At 32.7% G+C, this 24,601-nt stretch carries 24 protein-coding genes and 1 pseudogene; 5 read left to right on the forward strand and 20 right to left on the reverse strand.

Annotated elements, in window-relative coordinates; translation table 11 throughout:
* Positions 1–20: 20 nt before the first annotated feature.
* Both ACLHDE_RS06005 and dapA read right to left on the reverse strand, forming a co-directional pair.
* Complete coding sequence (locus tag ACLHDE_RS06005; RefSeq protein WP_415398301.1) at positions 21–803, reverse strand: enoyl-ACP reductase; 783 nt, start codon at positions 801–803, stop codon at positions 21–23.
* Between the two features lies 1 nt (position 804).
* Complete coding sequence (gene dapA, locus ACLHDE_RS06010; RefSeq protein ID WP_415398302.1) at positions 805–1,698, reverse strand: 4-hydroxy-tetrahydrodipicolinate synthase; 894 nt, start codon at positions 1,696–1,698, stop codon at positions 805–807.
* Between the two features lie 167 nt (positions 1,699–1,865).
* Between dapA and ACLHDE_RS06015 the strand changes: the two genes are divergently transcribed.
* A complete protein-coding gene (locus ACLHDE_RS06015) occupies positions 1,866–2,603 on the forward strand; it encodes a hypothetical protein (protein WP_415398303.1) in 738 nt (245 codons plus the stop codon).
* Between the two features lie 230 nt (positions 2,604–2,833).
* On the opposite strand, the pseudogene ACLHDE_RS06020 reads toward ACLHDE_RS06015, so the two are convergent.
* From ACLHDE_RS06020 to ACLHDE_RS06085, 14 genes and pseudogenes are all read right to left on the reverse strand, one after another.
* Positions 2,834–3,936 (reverse strand): annotated as a pseudogene (locus ACLHDE_RS06020) (IS3 family transposase).
* A gap of 204 nt (positions 3,937–4,140) precedes the next feature.
* Positions 4,141–4,497 carry a tRNA-binding protein gene (locus tag ACLHDE_RS06025; RefSeq protein WP_415398304.1) on the reverse strand — a complete coding sequence of 119 codons (357 nt, stop codon included), beginning with the start codon at positions 4,495–4,497 and terminating at the stop codon, positions 4,141–4,143.
* Positions 4,498–4,513: 16 nt separating this feature from the next.
* Positions 4,514–5,398, reverse strand: a complete 885-nt coding sequence (locus tag ACLHDE_RS06030) for a 2OG-Fe dioxygenase family protein (protein ID WP_415398305.1) — start codon at positions 5,396–5,398, stop codon at positions 4,514–4,516.
* A gap of 360 nt (positions 5,399–5,758) precedes the next feature.
* Positions 5,759–6,055, reverse strand: coding sequence for a winged helix-turn-helix domain-containing protein (locus tag ACLHDE_RS06035; RefSeq protein WP_415398306.1), 297 nt, complete (start codon positions 6,053–6,055; stop codon positions 5,759–5,761).
* 171 nt (positions 6,056–6,226) lie between these two features.
* On the reverse strand, positions 6,227–7,000 hold the full coding sequence (locus tag ACLHDE_RS06040; protein ID WP_415398516.1) for an IS256 family transposase, variant Zn-binding type: 774 nt from the start codon (positions 6,998–7,000) through the stop codon (positions 6,227–6,229).
* Positions 7,001–7,129, reverse strand: coding sequence for a hypothetical protein (locus tag ACLHDE_RS06045; RefSeq protein ID WP_415398517.1), 129 nt, complete (start codon positions 7,127–7,129; stop codon positions 7,001–7,003).
* Positions 7,130–7,402: 273 nt separating this feature from the next.
* Complete coding sequence (locus ACLHDE_RS06050; RefSeq protein WP_415398307.1) at positions 7,403–8,734, reverse strand: aminotransferase class V-fold PLP-dependent enzyme; 1,332 nt, start codon at positions 8,732–8,734, stop codon at positions 7,403–7,405.
* A 17-nt stretch (positions 8,735–8,751) separates the two neighbouring features.
* Entirely contained in the window at positions 8,752–9,669 is a 918-nt protein-coding gene (gene cysK, locus ACLHDE_RS06055; protein WP_415398308.1) for a cysteine synthase A, read from the reverse strand.
* Between the two features lie 13 nt (positions 9,670–9,682).
* Positions 9,683–10,096 (reverse strand): RrF2 family transcriptional regulator, encoded by a 414-nt coding sequence (locus ACLHDE_RS06060; RefSeq protein ID WP_415398309.1) that lies wholly within the window; start codon positions 10,094–10,096, stop codon positions 9,683–9,685.
* Between the two features lie 90 nt (positions 10,097–10,186).
* A complete protein-coding gene (locus tag ACLHDE_RS06065) occupies positions 10,187–11,776 on the reverse strand; it encodes a nitrite/sulfite reductase (protein ID WP_415398310.1) in 1,590 nt (529 codons plus the stop codon).
* Between the two features lie 8 nt (positions 11,777–11,784).
* Positions 11,785–13,197 carry a sulfate adenylyltransferase subunit CysN gene (gene cysN, locus ACLHDE_RS06070; RefSeq protein ID WP_415398311.1) on the reverse strand — a complete coding sequence of 471 codons (1,413 nt, stop codon included), beginning with the start codon at positions 13,195–13,197 and terminating at the stop codon, positions 11,785–11,787.
* A 1-nt stretch (position 13,198) separates the two neighbouring features.
* Positions 13,199–14,110, reverse strand: coding sequence for a sulfate adenylyltransferase subunit CysD (gene cysD / locus ACLHDE_RS06075; protein WP_415398312.1), 912 nt, complete (start codon positions 14,108–14,110; stop codon positions 13,199–13,201).
* A gap of 9 nt (positions 14,111–14,119) precedes the next feature.
* A complete protein-coding gene (locus ACLHDE_RS06080; protein WP_415398313.1) occupies positions 14,120–14,830 on the reverse strand; it encodes a phosphoadenylyl-sulfate reductase in 711 nt (236 codons plus the stop codon).
* Between the two features lie 9 nt (positions 14,831–14,839).
* On the reverse strand, positions 14,840–15,064 hold the full coding sequence (locus ACLHDE_RS06085) for a DUF2061 domain-containing protein (protein ID WP_415398314.1): 225 nt from the start codon (positions 15,062–15,064) through the stop codon (positions 14,840–14,842).
* Between the two features lie 308 nt (positions 15,065–15,372).
* Between ACLHDE_RS06085 and ACLHDE_RS06090 the strand changes: the two genes are divergently transcribed.
* The 3 genes from ACLHDE_RS06090 to ACLHDE_RS06100 all read left to right on the forward strand — a co-directional run bounded on the left by ACLHDE_RS06090 (position 15,373) and on the right by ACLHDE_RS06100 (position 19,140).
* Entirely contained in the window at positions 15,373–17,352 is a 1,980-nt protein-coding gene (locus tag ACLHDE_RS06090; RefSeq protein ID WP_415398315.1) for a methyl-accepting chemotaxis protein, read from the forward strand.
* Between the two features lie 159 nt (positions 17,353–17,511).
* The gene (adk, locus tag ACLHDE_RS06095) at positions 17,512–18,159 is read left to right on the forward strand and encodes an adenylate kinase (RefSeq protein WP_415398316.1); all 648 of its coding nucleotides are present in this window, start codon (positions 17,512–17,514) and stop codon (positions 18,157–18,159) included.
* An 81-nt stretch (positions 18,160–18,240) separates the two neighbouring features.
* Complete coding sequence (locus ACLHDE_RS06100) at positions 18,241–19,140, forward strand: radical SAM/SPASM domain-containing protein (protein WP_415398317.1); 900 nt, start codon at positions 18,241–18,243, stop codon at positions 19,138–19,140.
* A gap of 7 nt (positions 19,141–19,147) precedes the next feature.
* Here ACLHDE_RS06100 and ACLHDE_RS06105 read toward each other — a convergent pair whose 3' ends face one another.
* Together ACLHDE_RS06105 and ACLHDE_RS06110 are read right to left on the reverse strand one after the other, a co-directional pair.
* A complete protein-coding gene (locus ACLHDE_RS06105; RefSeq protein WP_415398318.1) occupies positions 19,148–20,446 on the reverse strand; it encodes a M16 family metallopeptidase in 1,299 nt (432 codons plus the stop codon).
* Entirely contained in the window at positions 20,443–21,501 is a 1,059-nt protein-coding gene (locus ACLHDE_RS06110) for a quinone-dependent dihydroorotate dehydrogenase (protein ID WP_415398319.1), read from the reverse strand. The genes ACLHDE_RS06105 and ACLHDE_RS06110 overlap by 4 nt, the downstream gene beginning before the upstream one ends.
* A gap of 514 nt (positions 21,502–22,015) precedes the next feature.
* On the opposite strand from ACLHDE_RS06110, the gene ACLHDE_RS06115 reads away from it, so the two are divergent.
* Positions 22,016–22,942, forward strand: coding sequence for a diguanylate cyclase domain-containing protein (locus ACLHDE_RS06115; RefSeq protein ID WP_415398320.1), 927 nt, complete (start codon positions 22,016–22,018; stop codon positions 22,940–22,942).
* A gap of 41 nt (positions 22,943–22,983) precedes the next feature.
* Here ACLHDE_RS06115 and ACLHDE_RS06120 read toward each other — a convergent pair whose 3' ends face one another.
* Positions 22,984–23,496, reverse strand: coding sequence for a cytochrome c3 family protein (locus ACLHDE_RS06120; protein WP_415398321.1), 513 nt, complete (start codon positions 23,494–23,496; stop codon positions 22,984–22,986).
* Positions 23,497–23,580: 84 nt separating this feature from the next.
* Complete coding sequence (locus tag ACLHDE_RS06125) at positions 23,581–24,492, reverse strand: class I SAM-dependent methyltransferase (protein ID WP_415398322.1); 912 nt, start codon at positions 24,490–24,492, stop codon at positions 23,581–23,583.
* Positions 24,493–24,601: the final 109 nt, after the last annotated feature.

Here is a 24,601-nt window from a genome sequence, read left to right on the forward strand (position 1 = left end):
TTGTGCTATACCTAAAAAAATTATTGGAAAGAAGTCCCACCATCCACAACAATAGTCTGTCCTGTTAACCAAGAAGAACCATTCTCACATAAGAAAAGACACGCACCTGTAAGGTCTGTTGCGTCTCCCATACGATTAAGTGGTGAACGTTTTACTACTTCAGATTTTACTTCCTCATAGTTTGGAAATGCTTTTAGTGCATCTGTGTCTATTGGACCACCGCTTACAGCATTTACACGAATATTTTTCTCGCCAAGTTCAGCAGCAGCGTAACGAACCATAGTCTCAACTGCGGCTTTGTTAGTTCCATGACCAGCATAGTTTGGAGTATAAACTAGGTTACCAGTAGAACTCATAGAGATAATAGAACCACCACCAGTTTTTTCCATTCTACGAGCCGCTTCTTGAGCGCCAACTACAAATGCTTCAACAGTAGCAGTCCAAATGTTACCAAGACCTTTTGGTTTTAGTCTCATAAATGGAGCAAAACCACCAACAACAGCACGACCAGATATAATAGCATTTGAGATGAAATAATCAAGTCTATCAAAATCTTCATCAAACTCTTTATATACATCTTTGTAAGTAAGAGGCTCTAAGATATTTAGTTTGTAAGCACGAGCTTTAATGCCAAACTTCGATTCAATATCATTAATAATCTCAGTTGCAGTATCAGCACTAGAAGCGTAAGTGAATGCTACATCACAACCTTTTGCTGCAAATGCATAAACGACAGCTTTTCCGATACCACGAGTTCCACCACTGATAAATAAAGTCTTCCCTTGCATAGTTTGCTCACTCATCCTATAATCCTTTAATTTCGTAATTTTTCATAACTTCTTCTATCTTTTTCATATTCTCTAAGCTTGGAGGAACTAGAGGAAGACGATATTCTAATGTCTCAATCAGACCAGCGATGTACATAGCTGCTTTGATAGGAACAGGGTTTGACTCACAAAACATTACTGCGTTTAGTGGGTAAAGTTTGTCATTTATAGCTTTTGCCCCAGCAAAGTCACCAGATAAAGCTAGTCTAACTAACTCAGATTTTAAATCAGGCATAAGGTTTGATGTAACAGAAGTAATTCCAGCTCCACCATTTGCAAGAATAGGGTAGTCAATTGCATCGTCTCCTGAGAATACTTTAAGCTCAGGACAACGAGAAAGAAGCTCAACTGTACGCTCTAGTGAACCAGTAGCTTCTTTAACGCCATAGATATTTGCACAGTCGTTAAAAAGACGAATAGTTGTATCTGCTGTAATATCAACGCCAGTTCTTCCAGGTACATTGTAAAGCATAAATGGAAGTTCGCTTACAGATTCTGCAATAGCTTTATAGTGTTGGTATATACCTTCTTGAGATGGTTTGTTATAGTATGGACTAACAGAAAAGATAGCATCTACGCCACATTTTTGTGCGCGTTTTGCTGTATTTATAGCTTCTGCTGTTGAGTTACTGCCTGCACCTGCTAGTACCTTAGTATTTGTACCTTTACAAACTTCAACTGCTATTTCCATACATCTTATATCTTCATCAGAGGTAAGTGTAGCACTCTCACCAGTAGTTCCTACTGGACATACTGCATCCATACCGTTGTTAATCTGTCTCTGTACAAGCGCAGCATAAGACTGCTCATCAAGTTTACCATTTTTAAATGGAGTGATTAATGCTGTAGAAGATCCGGTTACTATATTCATTTATTGCCCTTGAGTTAAAAAATCTTGTGGGGAAAGAAATTTTTTATGTATTTAATAATGCGCAATTATATCGAAAAACTATTAAAAGTGTATTTTGCAAGATTATTTAATTTATTCTTTTTATAAGTAATTTTTATTCGTTGTTATGTTTCGATATAATCCAAAAGATGAAAAAAATAATTATAAATAAAAAATACTATGGCTCCATAGATCTTGCCCAGACGAGAAATGCTTATGACATCTTTGTATCTGTAATACGTGCTTATAAGGCAAATGAGTATATTTCACTAAGAACTATATACTCGGATGAAAAGTTGAAAAGTTTTGATAGTTATAAGAGTGGAGGCTTCGAATATGAGCTAAGAGAGCTAGATATGTATATAGAGCTTTCCAAACTATTGAATTTTACATCAGGAGATGCTAAAAAGTTGAAAAATCAGATGCTGTTTGTAAAAGATGATGCTTTTGTGCATCTAGACATATCTAAGAACTTGGTACTCTTTAACAAAAAGAAGCAAAGTAAAGCTAAACGCTCATACCTCTTTTGGGACATAGAAAACTTCTCAAACATCTCTCCTATGTTTAGTGACATCATAGAGCCCTTAGAGATAGAAGACGAGCATATCTATGTATCATGTAACCCAGACTCACTTTATCTTTTTAAAGCTGAGTGGGAAGCAGACCTTTTTGACTTTTCAAAAACATTTAACTCTTTTAACTTCACAAAGTGTGACCATGGTAAAAACGTAGCAGACGGAGTCTTACTAAACAACTTCAAAGATCTAAAAGCCAGAGATGCCAATGTATATGTAATGACATATGACAGAGAACTAAAAGAGAGGTTCAAAGATGCTTGTCATGAGAGCAATAACTTGTATGCTTTGGAGCGGAAGATACTTTATTAAAATGAATCTGTTAGTTTATTATGTTGATTAAGATTATTATATATAAAGAAAATTATTTTTAAGCTTTTTATATTATAATTAAATAGGTTTAAATTTTATTTTTAAGCTTAAATTTTTTAAAATAGGAGGTACTAATTATGGTAACAGAAAAAGAGTTCTTAGAAATTGTGGAAAAACATCTTGTTATACAAGCAGATGGGTATGTAAGCCTCCCCTTAAAACATAGCAGTTTAAACGGAATAATTCATCTCTAAATTGTACTTATCTAAATATTCAATAGGACTTAATTTTCCTAAAACTGCATGAGGTCTATCATTATTATAATCATCTATCCACTCTTTAGCCATGATTTTCACTTCATCAAGTGTGTAAAACAAATAAGCATCAAAGAACTCTCTTCGCATTGACCCATTAAACCTCTCAACTCTAGAGTTCTGAGTTGGACATCCAGGTTGTATGAATTTAAGCTCAATAGAGTGAATATAACACCACATCTCAAGTTTATGAGAGATAAACTCTGGGCCATTGTCTACTCTAATTGATTGCGGCTTACCTCTAAAATCTATAGCTCTTTGTAAGGTTTAAATAACTTTTACAGATGGAAGTGATACTCCAACTTCAAACTCTATAAGTTCACGATTAAACTCATCCATGATATTAAGAATTCTATATCTCTTGCCACTATAAAGAGTATCTGACATAAAGTCCATACTCCACTGCTCATTTGGCTCAAATAACTCCTGCAGAGGATGTTGAATTCTCTTTGGTATGCGTTTCTTAGTTCTCTTTTTAAAGTTGAGTCCTAAAGCCTTATAGATACGATAAACTCGTTTATGATTCCATGGAAGCCCAAGCTTTCTAAGACGATTGAAGATTAGCCAAAAACCATTCCGAGGGTGCTTATCTATTAGGTTGTTTATTGCATCTATAATTTTGCTATCATCTTTAGGTTTCTTCTCATAATAGAATGAATATTTACTAAACTCAATAATCTTACAAGCTTGAATGACGCTAACCTGAAAATGAACTACAATATGTTTAGCAGCTTCTCTCTTATCCTCAGGCTTTAGAGCTTTTTTTCTATGACATCCTTTAGATCTTCATTTGCAAGTGCCATATCTGCATACATCTTTTTAAGCTTTGTATTCTCACGTTCAAGCTCTCGTAGTTTTTTAACATCACTGCTTCGCATACCATTGAATTTCTGCTTCCATTTGTAATATGTATCTTTACTCACACCTTTTTCTCTAAGTGTTTCAACAACTGGTGCACCATCTTCAATGATCTTTAAAATATCAACTATCTGTTTGTCTGTAAACTTACTTTTTCGCATACTTACTCCTGATTTATTTTATCAGAATTATTCCGTTTTAGGTGGTATAGTTTTTGGGGAGGCTTACACGGACAAATACGGTATATTAGAAGTTGCTATACAATTTAGAGCTGAGTACTCTCAAGTGAAGTAATATTGGAATTATATTTATAAGTTAACAGCAAATAGTCAATATTATTATTTTTAAATTTTTTATAGCAGATGTCATAAAAGTTTTTCTCCATTATTCACATCTTTTGTAGGTTCTATCAAAATAGTTCCTTTTTTATCACAAACAACAGCTAAAACTAAAACTTCAGATTTTACTCCAGCAACTCTCATTGGTGGAAAATTCATAACAGCTAAAATTTGTTGACCTTTCAAAATTTCAAGACTATAATTTTCTGTAATCTGAGCAGAACTTTTTTTAATACCAATAACATCTCCGAAATCAATATCAAGTATATATGCTGGTTTCTTAGCTTTTTTATTAAAAGAAGCATTTAGAATTGTACCTACTCTAATATCAATTTTAAAAAAATCATCAATTGCTATTTCTTCTAATATACTTTTGTTTATCATAATTTTCCTTTTAATTTTACAAATAATTATTTAAAAGAACTTCCATAGGAATTTCTTCATGTAAATCTAATGAATCATACATAAATGATTTATGTTTTTCTGTTGTTGGTTTTCTTGTAAAAAAAATCAACATATCTCTAGTCGCTATATTTTTTTCATTTAATGCATAAACAGGAGATAAACTATGCTTTCTTTCATTATCTAAAATTAATAAAGTATCTAAAAAATTAATATGCTGACAAGAACCATAAACTAATTTATTATCAGCATCATTATATCTAATTCCACTGTCTTCTAAATTATCATGAATATAAGATACAGCACTTTTTGAAGTCATATTGCAATAGTCAAGAAGTGTAGTCATAGTATGGTCTACACCATCAGCATGAACACCTTCCAAAGCTGGTTCTCCAATAATCTTTTTAGTAGTTATTGTACGAAGATTAAATACTGTAGAAATCCATTTTTTAGACTTATAATTTAAATTAGATCGTTTTTTACTTTTCATATCTTTGAAAATTAACATTTGAAAAATCATTAATGATTGAAATGCCGTATTCAATTGTAATTCATCTTGTATCCCTCTAAATTTTCTCATTTGACCAGAATCATGTCTTTTGAAATTTTCATTTTCTGACAATATAAACGGTTGAAATTTTAAACGATTTAGTTTTTTATTTTTTAAGTTGAAACAAAAACGACCATTCTTTGATTGTCTAAAATTTAATGTAGGATCTTCTCCTAAATTATTACTAACGTTTTTAAGTTTTTTTATATCTTCTTTTTTTGCTCCTAAAGATAATAAAATTTTATTTATTCTTTCTCCTGATACAAAAACAAATTTGTTTTTGTAATATTCATTTTTAATATCTAAAACTTCTTTGTAAAAATCGTTATCCATGTAATTCATTACCCTTAAATTAAATTGTCTTTTTAGACATTATAATTGTAATATAATATTGTCACAGCTAGCGTCACAAAAAAAAATTATTTTAATTTTTTAGAAATATCTTTTCAAAAAAATTGAAATTATAATTCTTTTAACTCTTATTCAACTTTAAAACGACCAAGTTTAGAGTAGAGTTTTAGATGTTCTTATTTTATCATTAATCGTGATACTTCACCTATTGATCCACACTCTTCTCTCATATAATCAAGGGAATATTTATCTTCTATAGGAAGTTTTTTATTTGAATCAAATATTAGTCGGTAAGTACCAGTTATCTCATTATTTGTAGTGCTTTAAATGTCACTGTTAGCGTTACAAAGATACTAGTTTAACTCCAAAAGAGGGAATAGTCTCAATAAGTTGGTAATCAAGTTTATTTCTAAGTCTATAAATTAAAGTCCTTAATGAACTCTCAGATACACTATTATCAGGCCAGATAAAATATTCTAATTCTATAAAAGAAACAATATCTCGATTTGCATCAAAAAGTTTTTTTAATAATAATTTTTCTTTAATACTTAGTTTTATAGGTGAATTTTTATAGTAAAAATTTTCGTTTGAACTATCATAATAATAGTTCAACCCTAGATGTGCATAATTTTTATTCATTTCCTTTCGCATCCCCATACTTTTTAAGTCTGAATTTTATCTATTTAAAACAGTTAAAAATAACTTAAATAAATTTTATTTTATATTATATACTAATAAGTTGGTATTTTAGTATTTTGTAAAGATTTTTTATAAAAAGGGACTTAATGAAAAATACGGAGGTCCGAATAATCATTTTTTCTTATAACTCACTAGATAGTCATCAACCATTTTGAGCTTCAAACTTTTTGTAAAACCATTATGTATTTTCAATAACTTTTTCATCGGAGAAAAGACTCCACCATCTATGGCATTTGTAGTATTATGAATGACTATGTCTTTTTGATTTTTATATGTAAATAGGTAAGGTAAATGTGTAACTAAACTCTTGTATGTGGATACAAGTTTTTGGTGAGTAAAAGATTCTTTGAGAGTATTATGGTTTATAGTTCTTTCTGCTAAAAAGTCTTTATGCTTCTCGTACCACTCATTGAGCCTTTTTGTAAAAATTGTTCGTGTCGTGCTTGTTAAATTATACATGATTTTTTGGAGATCTTTTCCAGCTTTCAATCTTGGACGCATAGTGATATATCTCTGTATAACTTTCTTTTGATGGAAATGACACATTTGTACTGGATAGTCTTTAAAAGCCTTATACAAGCCTCTCTTACCATCAATTATGATAGCTTTTATAATGTACCCTAAAGCTAACAGCTCTTGAAGTAATTGTTTGTAGTCTTTTGTCAATTCACTCTGAACATGTTTCCACATCAATATTTCTTTGGTTAAAATATCTTTGAAAACCAAAGTGCCCAATTTATCTTTCTTCTTGCCATAAAAAGTAGCATCACAGACACTTACCACTTCTCGTGGTAAGTGAGTTTTTTCAATAGGTTCGTACTCAAATATTTGTTTCTTAATCCATGGAATACTACGATTATAATCAAGAGCTAAATCTTTTAGAATTTATCTTCTGTAAACATACTTTTTAAAGATGATTTCTTGTAGGCTTTTTGGTCTTCGTTTTGAGCTAAAAGAGCTGAGACAATTGTTACAAAAATATCTATTGATTCCTCTTCTAGAACCCTTAGATATTGTGTCTTTTGAATTACATTTTGGACAAGTTTTTACACTTTTTTACAGCTCATTGTAAATAAACATTTGTTTACTACCAATATACCATACTTTCAAGCACTTTTTAGACCCTCGTATTTTTCATTAAGTCTACAATCCTAATCGTGTATTTGCAAAGTCATAAACAGTGATAATTTAAAGATCCCAAGTTAGTACTTAAATCACTTATAATAGCAATAAATTTAAAGCTATTGCCATACTAAAATGAAATGTTCATAAACTGATGTCTATTTCTTAATTTCCTTGCTTTTTAAGTTCATATATAGACTCTTTTAATGCAAAGAGAAGATGTTTGATGCTATCTATACTATGTGTGTAGTTTACACTTATTCTAAGCCAGCTTGGTTTTTTATTATCAGCTTCTACTTCTGAAATACCAAAGAGGTCATGTCCATAGGGTCCGGCACAGCTACAGCCCGCACGTGTTTGGATGCCAAAGTTATGTGAGAGTTTCTCACATAAATCAAATGGGGTAATCCCGTGAAAGTTTATAGCCAAAATGCCGACACTGCTATGTCCTTCGTTTTGTCCGTAGATTGTATAGTTATCAAACTCAGATAGACCATCTTGTAGAAGTTTAAAGAGTTCTATTTTTCTCTCTTGGATTCTTTTTATACCTATCTCATTTCTAAGTTGGTAAGCAAAAGAGGCTTTAATGAGTTGAAGTATTGCCGGAGTTCCTGCATCTTCACGTATCTCAATATCTGAGTTAAATATATGCTCACTTGATGAGACATAAGCTACTGTTCCTCCACCTGCAAAAGTAGGGGATTCTTTTTCATTTATAAGACTCTTTCTTATAGCTAGTAGTCCACAAGTTCCTGGACCGCCTAAAAGTTTGTGAGGTGATAAGAACAGAGCATCAAATAACTTAGAGTCAACGTTCAAGCATGGTGATGAAGCAGCACTGTCAAATGCTATAACAGCGTTATACTTTCTCAGTAGCTTTGAAATCTTGACATATGGAGGGATGATGCCTGTAACATTTGAAGCAGTTGAAAATGCTCCTATTATCTGACGTGACTTGTTTTTCTCGAGTATATTTTCTAAAAACTCTATGTCAACATTTCCAGTCTTATCCAAAGGAATTCTCTGTGTGTCACAGATGGCTTCTCTGTAACTAATCTCATTTGAGTGGTGCTCAAAAGGCCCTATAACTATAAGAGGTTTTTCCAGATTCTCAAAGTCGATGTTAAATCTGGCTTTTGTTGCAGGAGGAATGTATAGACCAAGAAGTTCTTGAAACTTTTTGATAGCTCCCGTAGCTCCTGTTCCACAAGGAAGAAGAACAAAGTCTTTTTCTAGTGCGAGATGCTCTTTTAGATTTTCTCTTGCTATATCGTAGTAAAAAGATGTAGTCTTTGCATCACTTGCAAACTCTGAGTGAGTGTTTGCATATGTTGTGAGTACTTCTTGTATTCTCTGCTCGATAGGCTCGTAAGCAAGACCTGAAGCTGTGTAGTCAAAGTAGTTCTCTTTGTTTACACCGATAATACCCTCAGATATCTGTTTAAAAGTGATCTCCTCCTCAACAAACGGTCTAAAAATATCTTTTCTATTTAGCATAACTTACCTTTAAATTTTTATGTATAAAGGCTAGTACTTAGATACCTCTCTCCTGTATCACACAGGATAGTAACTATTGTTTTACCTCTATTTTCAGGCCTTGCGGCAATTTGTTTTGCTATAAATACGTTTGCACCTGATGAGATACCAACTAGCAGACCTTCTGTTTTTGCTAACTCTTTAGATGTTGCAAAAGCATCCTCGTCATCTACTTTTATCACTTCATCGAAGATTTCAGTATTTAGAACTCCTGGAATTATTCCGGCACCGATACCTTGTATCTTATGTGGACCAGGTTTTCCTCCTGAAATTACAGAAGAGGTTGAAGGCTCAACTGCTATTACTTGTATATTTGGGTTATGCTCTTTTAGAACTTCTCCAATTCCTGTTAGTGAACCGCCTGTTCCAACTGCAGCAACTAAAATATCTACTTTGCCGTCTGTATCTCTTAAAATCTCAAGAGCCGTTGTTCTTCGATGCATCTCTGGATTTGCCGGGTTATTAAACTGTTGAGGCATAAAACTGTTTGTCATCTCTGCATCTAGCTGGGCAGCTTTGTCAATTGCACCCTTCATGCCTGTCTCAGCAGGAGTCAGTACTATGTTTGCACCTAGTGCTGTTAGTAACTGACGTCTTTCCATACTCATAGACTCTGGCATTGTAAGAGTTAAGTTAAGTTTTTTTGCTGCACAAACCATCGCTAGACCAATTCCAGTATTCCCACTTGTAGGCTCAACGATTACAGTACTTTCATTGATTTTTCCATCTTCAAGAGCTGCATCTATCATCGCTAGAGCAATTCTGTCTTTAACAGAACTAGAAGGATTCATAAATTCACATTTGCCTAAAATAGTGGTGTTTGTATCGTTAGAGAATTTGTTTATTCTCACCAATGGAGTATTCCCGATTAACTCAGTTACATCTTTTGCAATCATAATAATTTATCCTTTAAATATGATATGTAATATTCTTAGAGTCTTTTTCTAAAAACTCCTCCAGCTCTTTTATTGAGAGTTGAAAAATCTCTTTTATCTTCTCTTGGGTATCTTCCCAAAATGGTTGTAACATATTGTCATTACTTTTGTTTTCAGTTTGTGCCATACAACACTCTAAAGAGTTTAGTACTTCATAAACCGTTATGTTATTTGTATCTCTTGATAGTTTATATCCACCGTTAGCACCTCTAACACTCTCAACCAGACCACTTTTCTTTAGTAGAACAAGTATCTGCTCAAGATAGTTTTGAGGAATATCACCTTTTGCAGCGATATCCTTGATTTGCAAGAGCTTATTATTTTCTTCTTTTGCCAGAATAATTATTGCTGTTAGGCCGTAAGCCCCTTTAGTTGATATGATTGCCATTTTTGAAGCCTTTATTTAATATAGTATAATAATAACAAGTTTACAGTTTGATATCAAGTAGTCTTATTGATTTACTATAGTATGAATTAATTATTTTAAATTATAGATAGTAAACTCATCGCCTTCTATCAAATCTTTTAAAAACAAGCTTATATATTTTTTGGAACTTTTAATATAAGAAGCAATTATCTTTTCAACTGTGCTATTAACATTTTTAGGTTTTATTTTCAATTTCATCTTTTCTCCAAATCTTGATTTATCTCCCTCAAGGGTTCCGCCTAAGACTAACTCGAAACCTGAAATAGTCTCACCCTTTTCGTCTTTAAACTTTGTCCCAACTAGTCCAATATCCACAATATTTGGATGTGAACATGAGTTTGAACATCCACTCATGGATATACTGACAGTTTCCTCAAAATCTGGAAATTTTTCGTGTAGATGCTCGGCTAAAGTTATAGCTGCATCTTTTGTCTCACTGATTCCAAATTTACAAAACTTCATCCCTGTACAAGAGATAGTCCTTGCCTTAAAAGGGTTTGGATTAGCATCTATATTTATTCTCTCTAAGTCCTTTACCAATGACGTAGCAGCATCTGATGGAACATCTATGACAACAAAGTTTTGAGTCGTTGTTGCTTTTATAGTTGTTACTCCATATCTCTCTAAAATATCTGCTAAGTCTTCTAAACCTTTTTCTCCAATATTTCCACCATTAACAGCACAGCCGATATATGACTTGCCCTTTACTTTAGACTCATGAACTCCGAAGTGCTCTCTTTTAGCATAAGGAGTATACTCCTGTACTTTGCCTTCTTCGAAGATAAAACCAAGGCTATCTTCAACTTCTTCCTTAAACTTTTCAAAACCCCATTTAGTTATGAGGTGACCAAGTCTTGCATTTTTTCTATTCTCTCTTAATCCGTGAACTTTATATAAAATAGAGATAACTTTTACAACTTCTAGAATTCTAGATGCTCCAACAAAACCAAGATGCAAAGCAAACTGTTTGTTAGATGCCAAACCACCACCAGCTCTTACATCAAACAAAATTCTTCCATCTTCAAACTTCACCGCAGAAAAAGACAAGTCTTGTATCTCATGTCCCATACAGTGTTTAGAGCATCCTGAAATTCCTACCTTGTATTTTCGAGGGAGATTAACTAAGTCTTTGTTTCCATCGAAGTAGTTATTTATTTGCTTTGTAATTTCACTAACATCATATATCTCATGTTTATCTACCCCAGATACCGGACATGTAACAATATTTCTAGGAACATCACCTGCTGCAAAAACAGAAGTCAGTCCAACACTTTTTAGTCTGTAGAAAATCTCTGGCAAATCACGTACTCTTATAAAGTGAAATTGTATAGATTGTCTTGTTGTAAAGTGAGCAGTTCCTTGTGCAAACTCTTTAGAGATGCCAGAAGCTATTCTTATTTGTTCTAAGTTCATCGCACCTTGAACCAATTTGACTCTTAACATGAAGTACAGAGTCTCATCATCAGATGCTTGTAGATTTTTATTTTGTGTATACAAACCATACCATTTAAATCTGTCTATATCTTCAGGCTCTACTTCTTCCCCGCTAATTGCGTAGTGATAAATATCTCTAAGAACATCTAAGCCACTTTTTTCAACTTTGATTCGTTCCACTCTCTGCGCTGCTGTTTCCTTTGCCATAATATTTCCTATAAAATCTCTTTAGCTTCCCAATGAGGAAAATGCTTTCTAACAAGAGCGTTAAACTCAACCTCATACTCTGAGTGTTCGTTTATTATCGCTTTTGCTGTTTGCTCGGACTTCTTTAGAATCATTCCTGCACCAACCGTGTTGTTTGTAATTCTATCTATGATGATAAAACTACCCATCGCTTTAATGTGGTCGTATGAATCATATGCGATGCTTTGATTGAGTGATAATCTAGCAAACCCAATCTCATTTAGTTCTAGTTTACTGATACTTTGCTGCTCTAGTGTATTTACATCAGTTCTATGATAAAATTTTTCAATAGAACCAGTAACTACTGTTGAAGCACGTTTAAAAAAGTACTGTTTGCCTTTTACTAAAGGCTCTTCATCCATCCAAACAATGTTTACATCTAAGTCACTTGCTTGATCTGGTTGCTCATCACTTTTTACTAAAATATCTCCACGAGAAATATCTATCTCATCATTTAGCGTGATAGTGATAGCCTGCTGTGCATAAGCACTCTCTAAGTTACCATCATAAGTAACTATCTCTTTAACACTCGAGCTTTTGCCTGATGGTAAAACAGTGACTGAATCTCCAACGTTAATAATTCCAGATGAAATAGTTCCACAAAAACCTCTAAAGTCTAAGTTTGGTCTGTTTACATACTGAACAGGCAGTCTAAAGTGAGTTAAATCTCTATCAGTCGCTATCTCGATAGTCTCAAGCGTATCCATAAGAGTCTTACCTCTATACCAAGGTGATTTTTTACTAACATTTACAACATTGTCGCCTTTTAAAGCAGACATAGGAATAAGTGTTAAGTCAGATGTTAAACCTAACTCATCTGCAAATTCCAAATAATCTTTTTTAATCTCTTCATATCTAGCTTCGCTAAAATCAACCAAGTCCATCTTATTTATTGCAATAACCAGATGCTTAATACCTAGAAGTTTTGTAATAAACGAGTGACGTCTAGTCTGGGTCTGTACACCATATCTTGCATCTATTAGGATGATGGCTAAGTCCGCTGTTGAAGCCCCTGTTGCCATATTTCTAGTGTACTGCTCGTGACCAGGAGTATCTGCAATGATAAACTTTCTCTTATCAGTCGCAAAATATCTATATGCAACATCGATAGTAATACCTTGTTCTCTCTCAGACGCTAGTCCATCAACTAAAAGTGCCAAGTCAAACTCTTCACCAGTAGTTCCAGATTTTTTAGTGTCATTTTTAATAGCAGCCAACTGATCTTCAAAAATCATTTTAGAGTCATGAAGAAGTCTGCCTATAAGAGTACTTTTACCATCATCAACACTACCGCAAGTGATGAATCTCAACAGTTGTTTGTTTTCATGTTCTTTTAGATAACTCTCTATGTCATTAGCTATTTTTATCTCTTGTTTTGACATCTTAAAAGTACCCCTCTATTTTCTTTTTCTCCATTGATCCCGTACTATCATTATCAATGACTCTGCCTTGTCTCTCGCTTGTTTTAGTAAGAAGCATCTCCTGAATAATCTCAGGAAGTGTAGTCGCTCTTGACTCGACTGCTCCCGTTAAAGGGTAACACCCAAGTGTTCTAAATCTAACACTTTCCATACTTGGAACCTCACCATCTTCTAGTGGAAGTCTCTCATCGTCAACTAAGATTTTTACGCCGTCTCTCATAACAACAGGTCTCTTTTTAGATAAATAAAGAGGGACAATGGGAATACCTTCAAGATATATGTATTGCCAAATATCTAGCTCTGTCCAGTTTGAAAGAGGGAATACTCTAATAGATTCACCTTTTTTAACTCTAGCATTGTAAATATTCCAAAGTTCCGGTCTCTGATTTTTAGGATCCCATCTATGTTTTTTATCTCTAAAAGAGTAGATTCTCTCTTTTGCACGACTCTTTTCTTCATCACGTCTTGCACCTCCAAATACAGCATCAAACTTGTACTTGTTAAGTGCTTGTTTTAAACCTTGAGTTTTCATAATATCAGTATGAACAGCAGAACCGTGAGAAAATGGTCCAATGTCTTGAGCTATTCCATCTGGATTTGTATGAACCAAAAGTTCAAACTCAAGATCTTTAGCCATTTTGTCACGAAACTCAATCATCTCTTTAAACTTCCATCTTGTATCCACATGTAGTAGAGGAAATGGTAGTTTGGCAGGGAAAAAAGCCTTCTGCGCAAGATGCAACATCACAGCAGAATCTTTACCTACAGAGTAAAGCATTGCCGGATTTTGGAACTCCGATACAACTTCTCTCATGATATGAATGGACTCAGCTTCTAGTTGTTTTAAATGTGTTAATTTTTCTTTATCAATCATCTTTGTCTCTTACGCAGATTTTTTTAAGTGTAATCCACACTCTTTATGTTCCGGGTTTTCCCACCACCATCTACCGCTTCTTATATCTCCACCTTCTCTAACAGCCCTTGTACATGGTGCACAACCTATACTTGGGTAACCAAGCTTGTGAAGTTTGTTATATGGAACTTTATAACTCTTTATATATGCCCATATATCTTGTTCAGACCAATCTTTTAAAGGAGAGACTTTGATAACATTATTCGCTTCATCAAACTCAAAAAGTTTCATGTCCTCTCTTGTTACACTTTGAGAAGATCTAAGACCTGTTACCCAGAAGTCAACACTTTTTAATGCTCTTTTTAATGGAGCTATTTTTCTAACTGCGCAACAGCTTTTTCTATTCCATATAGAATCATAAAAACCGTTTATTCCTTGTCTCTTGTATAGGTCTTCTATATCTGTAGCTTTTGGAAAAAATACTTTTACTTTAATGTTATATTTTAAATTAGTTTCATGCATCACACTATATGTTTCATCAGGAAGTCTTCCTGTATCAAGAGTAAAGATATTTGCTCTTTTATCAATTCTTATCATCATGTCAGTTAGTACTTGGTCTTCTGCTCCAAAGCTTGAAGACAAGGCTACCTTTTGTTTAGTCTCTCTTAAAAGAAACTCTAACACTTCTAGTGTAGATGAGTTATTAAACTCTTCATTTAATTGGTTTACTCTGTTTTGCATTTTTACTTCCTATATCTGATATTCTGGGCTTTGAATTTTTCCTAGTTGTATTTTATTCCATCCTCTTTCATGAAAATAATACAGAATCATTTTTGTTACAACTTCAATAGACCCAATAGATGCAGCCATTGCTAAATTGTCGGTAATAAAATATGAAATTACAATAGTGTCTATCGTTCCAACTGTTCTCCAAGAGATTGTTTTTACGATTGACCTGTAAGGCTTTTCTTTCATACTATTCCCTTAAAATTGATATCAACTATCAACGCATGGGGGAATTGTAACAAATATTATATTTAATGTCAAGTAAGTCTATAAGATTACTAGATTATGATTAAAATAAACTAATTATTGATCCAATAAAACTTCTTAAAAATCTTTAAAATAAAAGCTTTGTTGAAATATATATTTTTGTTAGGAATTTATATATATAGAAAATGTACAAAAGGTAAAAAATATCTTACCTATTTATGTTATAATTTATTAAAGAATATAGTTAAGTATGTATGATTACTATTTCTATAAAAAAATCAGGGGTGAATATGTTTAATTCTATTGCAAAAAAAGTAACATATATACTAGTTGTTGTAATTGTTGTTTCTATGATTGCATTTATTGGATATATAAATAATTTTCTTAATACATATATAGATAAAGAGACTCGTCTAAAGCTAGATACGAGCGTTGAAAGTATGGTTCATACTATGAATACTTATAATGGAGCATTAGATGATAGTGCTATAAAATTATATAGTGTATTTAAGGACAACTATAGTAACTTTTCTATTAATCCAAATGAAAAAATTGATGTATATGGTGTATCGACACCAGAATTATCAAGTAATGGAATAGTTATAAATAATAACTTTACAAAAATTGAAAAGTTTACAAAACAAACTGGTGCAGTAGCAACAGTTTTTGCTAGAGATGGTGATGATTTTGTACGTGTTTCTACATCTTTACTAAAAACTGATGGCAAAAGAGCAATGGGTACATATCTGGGTGGTTCTAAAAGCCCGGCATATGAGCCAATTATGAATAAGAAAACATTTGTAGGTAATGCAAGACTCTTTGGAAAAGATTATGTAACTGTTTATGCGCCAATAATAGATGCTTCTGAAAGTGTTATAGGTATTTTATTTATAGGTTATGACTTTACACAAGGACTTAAGTCTCTTTCTCAAAAGATAGATGAAATGAAGATGGGAGAAAATGGTCATTTTTATGCAATAAACTTGAAAACGAAAAAATATGATATTCACAGAACTATGAGAAACAAATCTGCAAGTTCAGATATCGCAACGCAGATTATAGAAAAAAAGAATGGCTATATAGAGTATAAAGAAGATGGATTAAGAAAAGCTGTAAGATTTAAAGAGTTTGCTAAATGGAACTCGGTAGTCGTAGGAGAAGTAAATTTAGCTGATTTTGAAAAAGAAAATATCAAGTTAAGGAATAACTTGATATTTGCTAGTACTATTATGATACTTGTTATTAGTTTTATTACATGGTTTATTGTCAGTAAAATTGTATCTTCACCACTGAATAATCTAATAAACCGTACAAAGGACTTATCAAGTGGGGATGGTGATCTTACAAAAAAACTAGATATAAAAGGACGTGATGAAATAGCTATAGCCAGTGAGGAAATAAATAACTTTATAGCAAAAGTAAGACTTATTATCTCAGATGCTAAACAGTTGTCGAGTGAAAATTCATCTGTCTCTCATGAACTATCAACTACATCAATTTCAGTAGGCAATTTGCTAGAAGAATCAACTACTATGGTAAACACAACAACTGAACAAGCCCTTACTATTAAAAATGAGATGGGAATCAGTATAGAAGAAGCAAAAAAATCTAAAGATGACTTAGAAAAAGCAAGTGGCTTTCTTGTAAAAGCAAATAAAGCAATTTTAGAACTTACTCAAGATATAAAAGTAAGTGCTTCAACTGAGGTAGAATTAGCAAATAGAATAAAACAACTAAGTCAAGATACCAAGCAGGTAAAAGAGGTACTATTAGTTATAGGTGATATCGCGGATCAGACAAATCTACTTGCTTTAAATGCAGCCATAGAAGCAGCTCGGGCAGGAGAACATGGACGAGGCTTTGCAGTTGTCGCTGATGAAGTTAGAAAGCTCGCAGAGAGAACACAAAAAAGTTTAGTAGATATTAATGCAACTATTAGTGTAATTATTCAATCTATTGTAGAGTCTAGCGATCAGATGAATTCAAACGCAATAAAAGTTGAAGAGTTAAGTGAGACAGCAATAAGTGTAGAAGACAAAATAACAGAACTCTCTTCGGTTATGAATCAAGCAGTAATCACAGCAGATAAAACAGTAGAGAGCTACATTCAAACAGGAAAAGATACTGAACATATAATTGACGGTGTTAGTAAAGTTAATGACTTAACTAGTAAAAATGCAAAAAGTGTTGAAGAAATAGCAAGTGCGGCAGAACATATGAATAATATGACTGAAACACTTAATAATAAGCTCTCTGAATTTAAAACTTAAGAGAGATGGTTGATAAATATTAACAGGATGAAATAAAAATAAAAGATAATTGTAATTTATCTTTAAAATTTGGAAAATAATAAACTTTTTGTCTAAAATAGAGCTTATTTTAAACTCATTATTATATAGTTTCAATAACAAAATATTTAGGAAGATACAATGCGAATTATATTATTAGGAGCACCTGGTGCTGGTAAAGGTACTCAAGCTCAATTTTTAACAAAAAAGTTCAACATTCCTCAGATCTCGACTGGTGATATGTTAAGAGCAGCTATTAAAGCTGGTACTGATATGGGAAAAATGGCTAAAGCAGCTATGGACTCTGGTCAACTTGTTACTGATGAGATTATTATTGGTCTTGTAAAAGATCGTATTGCCCAAGATGATTGTAAAAATGGTTATTTGCTAGATGGCTTCCCTCGTACACTTCCTCAAGCAGATGCAGTAACTCAGGCTGGTATCGTAATTGATGCAGTTATTGAAATTGATGTACCTGCCCAAGAAATAGTTAAACGTATGTCAGGTCGTCGTGCTCACCTAGCATCTGGACGTACTTATCACACTATTTTCAATCCTCCAAAAGTTGAAGGCAAAGATGATGAGACAGGTGAGGACTTAGTTCAACGTGCTGATGATAAAGAGGATGTAGTTCTTGATCGTTTAAAAGTTTACAATGAACTTACTCAACCGCTTATTGGTTACTATAAAGATCAAGCAAAAAAAATTGATACACTAACTTATATCACAGTAGATGGAACAGCTCACATCTCTGAAGTTGAAGCTGCTATTACAGCTCAACTAGGTTAATTATTATTTTTAGTGTCCAAGTAATACTTGGACATATATTTTTATAAACATAATATATTCAACTCTACTAATTGCATACTTATGTTAAAGCTAGACCAAGCATTTAAAAGAGTAGCTATGCAATTTCATCGTGTTCATATCGAAATAACAAATATCTGTGGTCTAGCATGTAGTTTTTGCCCGCCAAAACTTCAGCCCTCTAAAACAATGTCACTTGAACTATTTGCTAAAGTATTAACACAACTACAAGATTACACAAAATCACTTGCATTTCATGTAATGGGAGACCCTCTCATTCTCTCAAACCTAAATGATTACTTAGAACTTGCTCATAGTTATGGCTTTGAAGTAGAACTTACTACAAGTGGTTATTACTTAAATAACTTAGAAAACTCTATTATCTTTCATCCTTGTGTTCGTCAGTTAAACATTTCACTAAACAGCTACAATAAGAACTCTCTAAAGCTCACTTTTGATGATTATATTGACTCCATATTATCTACTTGTCAATACAAACTCATTCACAAGCCAAAGCCTTTTATAAATCTAAGAATATGGAACTTTGATGAAGCTTGCAGTGAAGTAGAATATAACGCTTTATTATTAAAAAAACTATCTGATTATTTTGAGATAAAACTAAACATTACAGAACTTTATAAGACTAGACCAAAATCTATACGTCTTGCCTCAAAAGTATTATTAAATTTTGATGAGTATTTTAAGTGGCCATCCTTAGGCTCAACTCACCACTCAAATGGAAGTTGCTATGGGCTGAAATCTCATATTGGTATACTAGCAGATGGGACAGTGGTTCCGTGTTGTTTAGATGGTGATGGTGTAATCAATCTTGGCAACCTAAACACAACAACTCTCAGTGAAGTCTTAGCTTCAAAAAGAGCAGTGTCGATGCGTGAAGGATTTTCTAACTCTATAGCAGTTGAAGAGTTGTGTTTGAAGTGTAGTTATAAAGATAGATTTTAAAAAAGGCTTATTCAGCCTTTTTTAAAATAAGAGTAGTTGATTTATTGAAGTTAAAATATTTATTTGCTGCATCTTGAACTTTTTTTGCAGTTATCTTTTTAATGTCTTCTTCGTAAGTTAAAAGTGGAGTAAGGTCACCACGAACAAGATAGCTACCATAAAGATTTGCTACAGAAGTTGAACTCTCTAGTGAATAGATGAAGTCTGCTTTTGAGTTAATCTTTACTTTGTCTAATTCTGCTTTAGTAACTTTTGATGTCTTCATTAGCTCTATCTGTTCTATAAGCTCTTTTTCTACATCTTCAGCTTTTACACCAGGATTACAAGATGCTAAAAAGATGAAAAGACCCGGGTCGATGTTTTCCATATTGTAAGCGTAGACTTGGTTTACAAGACGTTTTTTATCTATGAGTTCTTTATATAGCCTTGAACTTTTTCCAGAGTAAAGAATCTCTGAGATTACACTAAGTGTAACTTGGTCTTTGTCTTTAAAGTCCGGAATATGAAAAGTAATAGCGAGCATCTCTACTTCGCTCTCTTTGTGGATAGTTACTCTTTTAGCTCCGTCTTGTTCAGGCTCTACGAACTTAAACTCAGGAATCTTTGCACTGTTTTTGATATCGCCGAACTCTTTTTTAGCTTTTTTAAAGACTTCTTTAGGGTCAACATCACCTGTAACCATTAAAATAGCATTGCTTGGTTGATAGTAAGTCTTGTGAAAGTCTTTGATGTCTTTTATAGTCCAAGTCTGGATGTCATTCATAAACCCAATAGGAGTCCAATGATATGGATGATAAACATAAGCGTTGTTAAACATTGCAAAGTAAAGATAACCAAGTGGCGAGTTCTCTGTTCTCCATCGTCTCTCTTCTGCTACAACATCACGCTCAGGTTGGAACTCTTTATCTTTTAAGTTTAGATTTTGCATAAGTTCAGCATAAAGGCTTAGTGATTTTGAGAGATTATTTGTACTTGACTTTATGTAGTAGTGTGTATAATCAAAACTTGTAGATGCATTGTTTACACCACCTATACTTTTGACTTCTTTGTCAAACTCTCCAGCTGGAAGATTCTTTGTTGACTTAAAGTTCATATGTTCTAGCATGTGAGCAATACCGGTTTTTCCCATTACTTCGTTTCTACTTCCAACCTTGTAAAAGATATCAGTAGAGATTACATTTGTAGAATTTTTAAGAGGGATAACAACGATTTGCAGTCCATTTTTTAGTGTTTTAGTCTCATATTTTGGTAGTGATGATGCCATTAGTGTCCCTAAAGTTAGTATGAGTGCTAAGAAATATTTCATTTTCTGTCTGCACCGATTGCTTGAGTGATATTTGTATATCCATCAGCTTTGATAAGCTCTATAAGCCCTTTATTAATATTCATAACCATGTCAGGACCATGAAATACGATACCGCTCAGTATTTGCACTAGTGACGCTCCTGCTTTGATTCTTCTGTATGCTTCTTCGGCCGAGTCGATTCCACCTACAGATATAAGTGTAGTTTTACCGTAAAGCTCTTTTGCTACAGCTTCAAAGATTTTAAAACTTTTTTCTTTTAAGACTGCACCGCTAAGTCCACCTACATCATGAGGTTTTTTAACAAGAGAATAGTCAATAGTCGTATTAGTAGCAATGATACCGTCAGCACCTTGCGCAACTGCCATTTTTGTAAGTGCTACTGCATCTTCTTCACTCATATCAGGTGCTATTTTTAAAAGAATAGGCATATCTGTAAGTGCTTTAGCTTCACTAAAAAGTCTGCTAATGAACTCTTCGTTTTGCAGGTCTCTAAGACCAGGAGTATTTGGAGAAGATATATTGATAACAAAGTAGTCACCAAGACCATTAAAAGTTTTTATAAGATGCGTATAGTCATTGATAGCTTCACTCTCAGGAGTCAACTTGTTTTTTCCTATATTTACACCAATAGGAGTAGTAAAGGGATACATTTTTTTAAGTCTCGTCTGAACCTTTAGTGCTCCATCGTTGTTAAAGCCCATAGCATTTTGAATAGTTTTTTCCTCTACATGACGCCACATTCTAGGTTTTTGATTTCCAGCTTGTGGCTTAGGGGTAACAGTTCCGATTTCTGTAAAACCAAAACCTAAGATTTGCATACCGCGAATCATCGTAGCATTTTTATCAAATCCTGCACCAAGCCCAATAGGATTTAAAAAAGTACGACCAAATAACTCTTGTTTTAAAACATCGTCTGTAATAAAATGAGACTCTAGAAAAGAGTTAAACGGTATCTGGCAAATATTTGCAGCTCTTATAGCTGTTTCAGCTAAGTGGTGTGCATTTTCTGGCTGTAGTTTAAACAGCCAAGGTTTTATACTTTCATAATTAATCATATTCGCAAATTTACCTTTTTGTCATTTTAGAGATTATACTAAAATAAAGGTAATGATTTAATAAATGATACTAATGAGTAGAGTTTTAGTACCTCTAACTAGTGCTGTTGAATAGATAGAATTAGATACTCTTAAAGTAATTTAACTCAAGCAAGAGAGTAATTTAATTTAAATACATAAATAATAACAATTTCTTCAAATAACTAGGTTTAATTTGTTGTTTTATGTATAATAAATTATTATGAAGATATGATTCAATATATTAAGGATTAAAAGATAAATGAAAGATATTCTAAATAAATTATCATATATTGGAGTTTTACCGAGCGATTGTGAAAGTTCAATATCAAAAAAAGTTGCATTGACTTTGCTACCGTTATATATATTTTTACCAGCCATTATTTGGAGCGCAATATATCTATACTTGGATAATTTTGAAGCTTTTCTTGTTCCAATTACCTATGTCCTTATTTCGTTACTCTCTGGATATATTTTATATAAAACGAAGAATTTCATGTTTTTTGAAAAAACTCAACTTGTTTTAATCCTATTATTACCATTTATATTAATGTGGATACTTGGTGGATTTACAGCAGGTAGCTTTGTAATGATTTGGGCATTTTATGCACCTGTTACTGCCATTATGTATAGTCAAGATATGAAAAGTGGACTTAGATGGTTTATACTTTTTTTAGTTCTTGTTGTTATCTCTATGGTAATAGATGAAGATATTTCAACTAAAATAGAAAATCCACTGCCCAACCTTGCATTTGAAATATTTATAGCCTTAAATATTGGTGCTGGATTTGGTGGAATATTTTTTCTTATAAGTCAATTTATTAAAAATATTAGAGAGATGTCTAGTGCTTTAAAAGATGATAGAGAAACACTTTTTGAACTTACAAATGATCTTAAAAGTGCAAATAAAGAGCTGGAACATTTAGCAACTTGTGATGTTGTTACAGAACTTCCAAATAGACTATATTTCCAAGATATAGTTTTTGATATGTTTAATCGTGCAAAAATAAATAAAAAAATTGTAGCTATTATGTTTTTAGACCTTGATGGGTTTAAATCTATTAATGATACTTTAGGTCATGATGCTGGCGATGAAATTCTTAAACTAGTAGGAGCTCGTTTAAAATCATCTATACGAGCTTCTGACACAGTAGCCCGTGTTGGTGGTGATGAGTTTGCGATAGCAATTGGAGATATAACAGATGTTGAACATGAAAAAGAAATTGCTAAAATTATTATAAAAGAGGTGAATGAATTCTGTCCTTATAAAGATCATCGGTGTCATGTTGGTATCAGTATTGGGATTAGTTTTTACCCTGAACATGGAGATAGCTTAAATGAGCTGATTATTAGAGCAGATCAAGCTATGTATGAGATTAAAAAAATGGGTAAAAACAACTACTCAATTTATAAAAATGTCTAATAGTTATACTATTATGTGCTAGTTTTTGTGAAGACTTAGTATTATTTATCATGACAGCTGAAACATAATGCACTATTCTTGTTGTTATGTTTAAGATACATAGGCCATTTTTTTTCATGAGGATTATGACAGCTTCCGCATTCTAGTTTTCCATCTCTTAAAAGGTCATTGATGTTACTTGCATTACTCCAGTTATTTATGGAAGTATACTTTGGTCTTAGTCCGGCTACACCTTCAATATAGTTAACCATTACAGGATGACCACTATTTAAACTCATATTGCCAAAACTTCCGTAGAGTTTTCCCTTTCTGGGATAAATCATAGGCATATTTTTTGCATTTACACCATCATGACAGCCCATACACATAATAGACGAATCTTTAAATGAAGTATCTGTAGAGTTTAAGCTATCTAAATTAAGAGTATGACATTTAGAACATGCTTCCTTGATAGTATTTTCTGAAAAATTATCTGAATTATAATTATGAGGGTTGTCAGACATAAAGGAGAACAAGAAGGTAGTAAATAGAGTTAAGATTAAAAGATTTTTCACCACTTCACCTAATTTTTTTTGATATATTTGTGATATGGAGTATAACTTATTATAATAAAATTATAATAAGTTATTTAAGCTAGTTTATTTATTTCTTTGAAAAATCAGGTTCTTTAAAGATCTGTTTTCGTCTATAGATACAAATTCTTCCACATTTTCTAAACGTTTCACAAACTTAAAACTTGGAGCAAGTTCTTTTATGAGTTCTTTTATAAACTCTGCATCCAAATCAGGTGAGTTTAGACATGCTAGAAGTGTGCAATCTTCAGAAGCAATTTGTGGTAATTTCATAATAAGTTTTTTATAGTCTTTAGTAGCTTCAAAACTACCTTTTTGAAAGGTCGGAGGGTCTATAATAATCAAATCATATGGACCCTTCTTCTTTATGCGTGAGAATGATTTTAGGATGTTGTATGGATGAAAACTAACACCTCTGGTCTCTATGTCATTGAGATAATGATTTGCTCGCCCTGTACTTAATGCGCCTTTACTCATATCTATGTTAGATACTTTCTTGGCTCCACCAATCATAGCAGCCACACTAAAAGCACAAGTGTATGAGAAAAGATTTAACACGTTTTTGTCTTTAGAATTTTCTCTTACAAACTCTCTGCCATTTTTCATATCAGGAAAATACCCACTGTTGCGGTTTGAGAGGAGATTTAGCTTTATCTTCATAGCATTTTCAATTACAAAGATATTATCTAGGAGTTCACCAACTATAACTTCACTTGGAGCACCTTTAATGTAGCGACGCTGCAAAACTATAGTTTTATGTCTAGTAGAGGCTACGAACAACTTTAGCATCTCAAGCAGTTCTTTCTCTTTTTCCTCTTCAAAGTAGAGAGCAACACTTAATATGTCATTTATAGAATCGATAGTCAGATGCTTCCAACCATCATAAAGTCCTCCGCGACCATGAAAAAGTCTTTTGAACTCATTTGTTAAATTTTTTGAGTTTTCTTGTAAGTGTGTGTGTATATCGTTTATAGTCAAGGTTATTCTTTTATTTGTTTAGTTTATGTGAAATAATAGCAAATATTACATCAATTTGCTTACTAAATAAAGATAATTTTATTTTAACAAAGTATAATGCCGGAATATT

Source organism: Sulfurimonas iocasae (genome assembly GCF_047716755.1).
In the GTDB taxonomy this organism is placed as follows: Bacteria; Campylobacterota; Campylobacteria; order Campylobacterales; family Sulfurimonadaceae; genus Sulfurimonas.

What these genes read in the sequence shown, in the direction of transcription:
- ACLHDE_RS06005 (WP_415398301.1), bottom strand. Translation starts at nt 803, where the DNA reads ATGAGTGAGCAAACTATGCAAGGGAAGACTTTATTTATCAGTGGTGGA.
- dapA (WP_415398302.1), bottom strand. Translation starts at nt 1,698, where the DNA reads ATGAATATAGTAACCGGATCTTCTACAGCATTAATCACTCCATTTAAA.
- ACLHDE_RS06015 (WP_415398303.1), top strand. Translation starts at nt 1,866, where the DNA reads ATGAAAAAAATAATTATAAATAAAAAATACTATGGCTCCATAGATCTT.
- ACLHDE_RS06025 (WP_415398304.1), bottom strand. Translation starts at nt 4,497, where the DNA reads ATGATAAACAAAAGTATATTAGAAGAAATAGCAATTGATGATTTTTTT.
- ACLHDE_RS06030 (WP_415398305.1), bottom strand. Translation starts at nt 5,398, where the DNA reads ATGGATAACGATTTTTACAAAGAAGTTTTAGATATTAAAAATGAATAT.
- ACLHDE_RS06035 (WP_415398306.1), bottom strand. Translation starts at nt 6,055, where the DNA reads ATGAATAAAAATTATGCACATCTAGGGTTGAACTATTATTATGATAGT.
- ACLHDE_RS06050 (WP_415398307.1), bottom strand. Translation starts at nt 8,734, where the DNA reads ATGCTAAATAGAAAAGATATTTTTAGACCGTTTGTTGAGGAGGAGATC.
- cysK (WP_415398308.1), bottom strand. Translation starts at nt 9,669, where the DNA reads ATGATTGCAAAAGATGTAACTGAGTTAATCGGGAATACTCCATTGGTG.
- ACLHDE_RS06060 (WP_415398309.1), bottom strand. Translation starts at nt 10,096, where the DNA reads ATGGCAATCATATCAACTAAAGGGGCTTACGGCCTAACAGCAATAATT.
- ACLHDE_RS06065 (WP_415398310.1), bottom strand. Translation starts at nt 11,776, where the DNA reads ATGGCAAAGGAAACAGCAGCGCAGAGAGTGGAACGAATCAAAGTTGAA.
- cysN (WP_415398311.1), bottom strand. Translation starts at nt 13,197, where the DNA reads ATGTCAAAACAAGAGATAAAAATAGCTAATGACATAGAGAGTTATCTA.
- cysD (WP_415398312.1), bottom strand. Translation starts at nt 14,110, where the DNA reads ATGATTGATAAAGAAAAATTAACACATTTAAAACAACTAGAAGCTGAG.
- ACLHDE_RS06080 (WP_415398313.1), bottom strand. Translation starts at nt 14,830, where the DNA reads ATGCAAAACAGAGTAAACCAATTAAATGAAGAGTTTAATAACTCATCT.
- ACLHDE_RS06085 (WP_415398314.1), bottom strand. Translation starts at nt 15,064, where the DNA reads ATGAAAGAAAAGCCTTACAGGTCAATCGTAAAAACAATCTCTTGGAGA.
- ACLHDE_RS06090 (WP_415398315.1), top strand. Translation starts at nt 15,373, where the DNA reads ATGTTTAATTCTATTGCAAAAAAAGTAACATATATACTAGTTGTTGTA.
- adk (WP_415398316.1), top strand. Translation starts at nt 17,512, where the DNA reads ATGCGAATTATATTATTAGGAGCACCTGGTGCTGGTAAAGGTACTCAA.
- ACLHDE_RS06100 (WP_415398317.1), top strand. Translation starts at nt 18,241, where the DNA reads ATGTTAAAGCTAGACCAAGCATTTAAAAGAGTAGCTATGCAATTTCAT.
- ACLHDE_RS06105 (WP_415398318.1), bottom strand. Translation starts at nt 20,446, where the DNA reads ATGAAATATTTCTTAGCACTCATACTAACTTTAGGGACACTAATGGCA.
- ACLHDE_RS06110 (WP_415398319.1), bottom strand. Translation starts at nt 21,501, where the DNA reads ATGATTAATTATGAAAGTATAAAACCTTGGCTGTTTAAACTACAGCCA.
- ACLHDE_RS06115 (WP_415398320.1), top strand. Translation starts at nt 22,016, where the DNA reads ATGTTTTTTGAAAAAACTCAACTTGTTTTAATCCTATTATTACCATTT.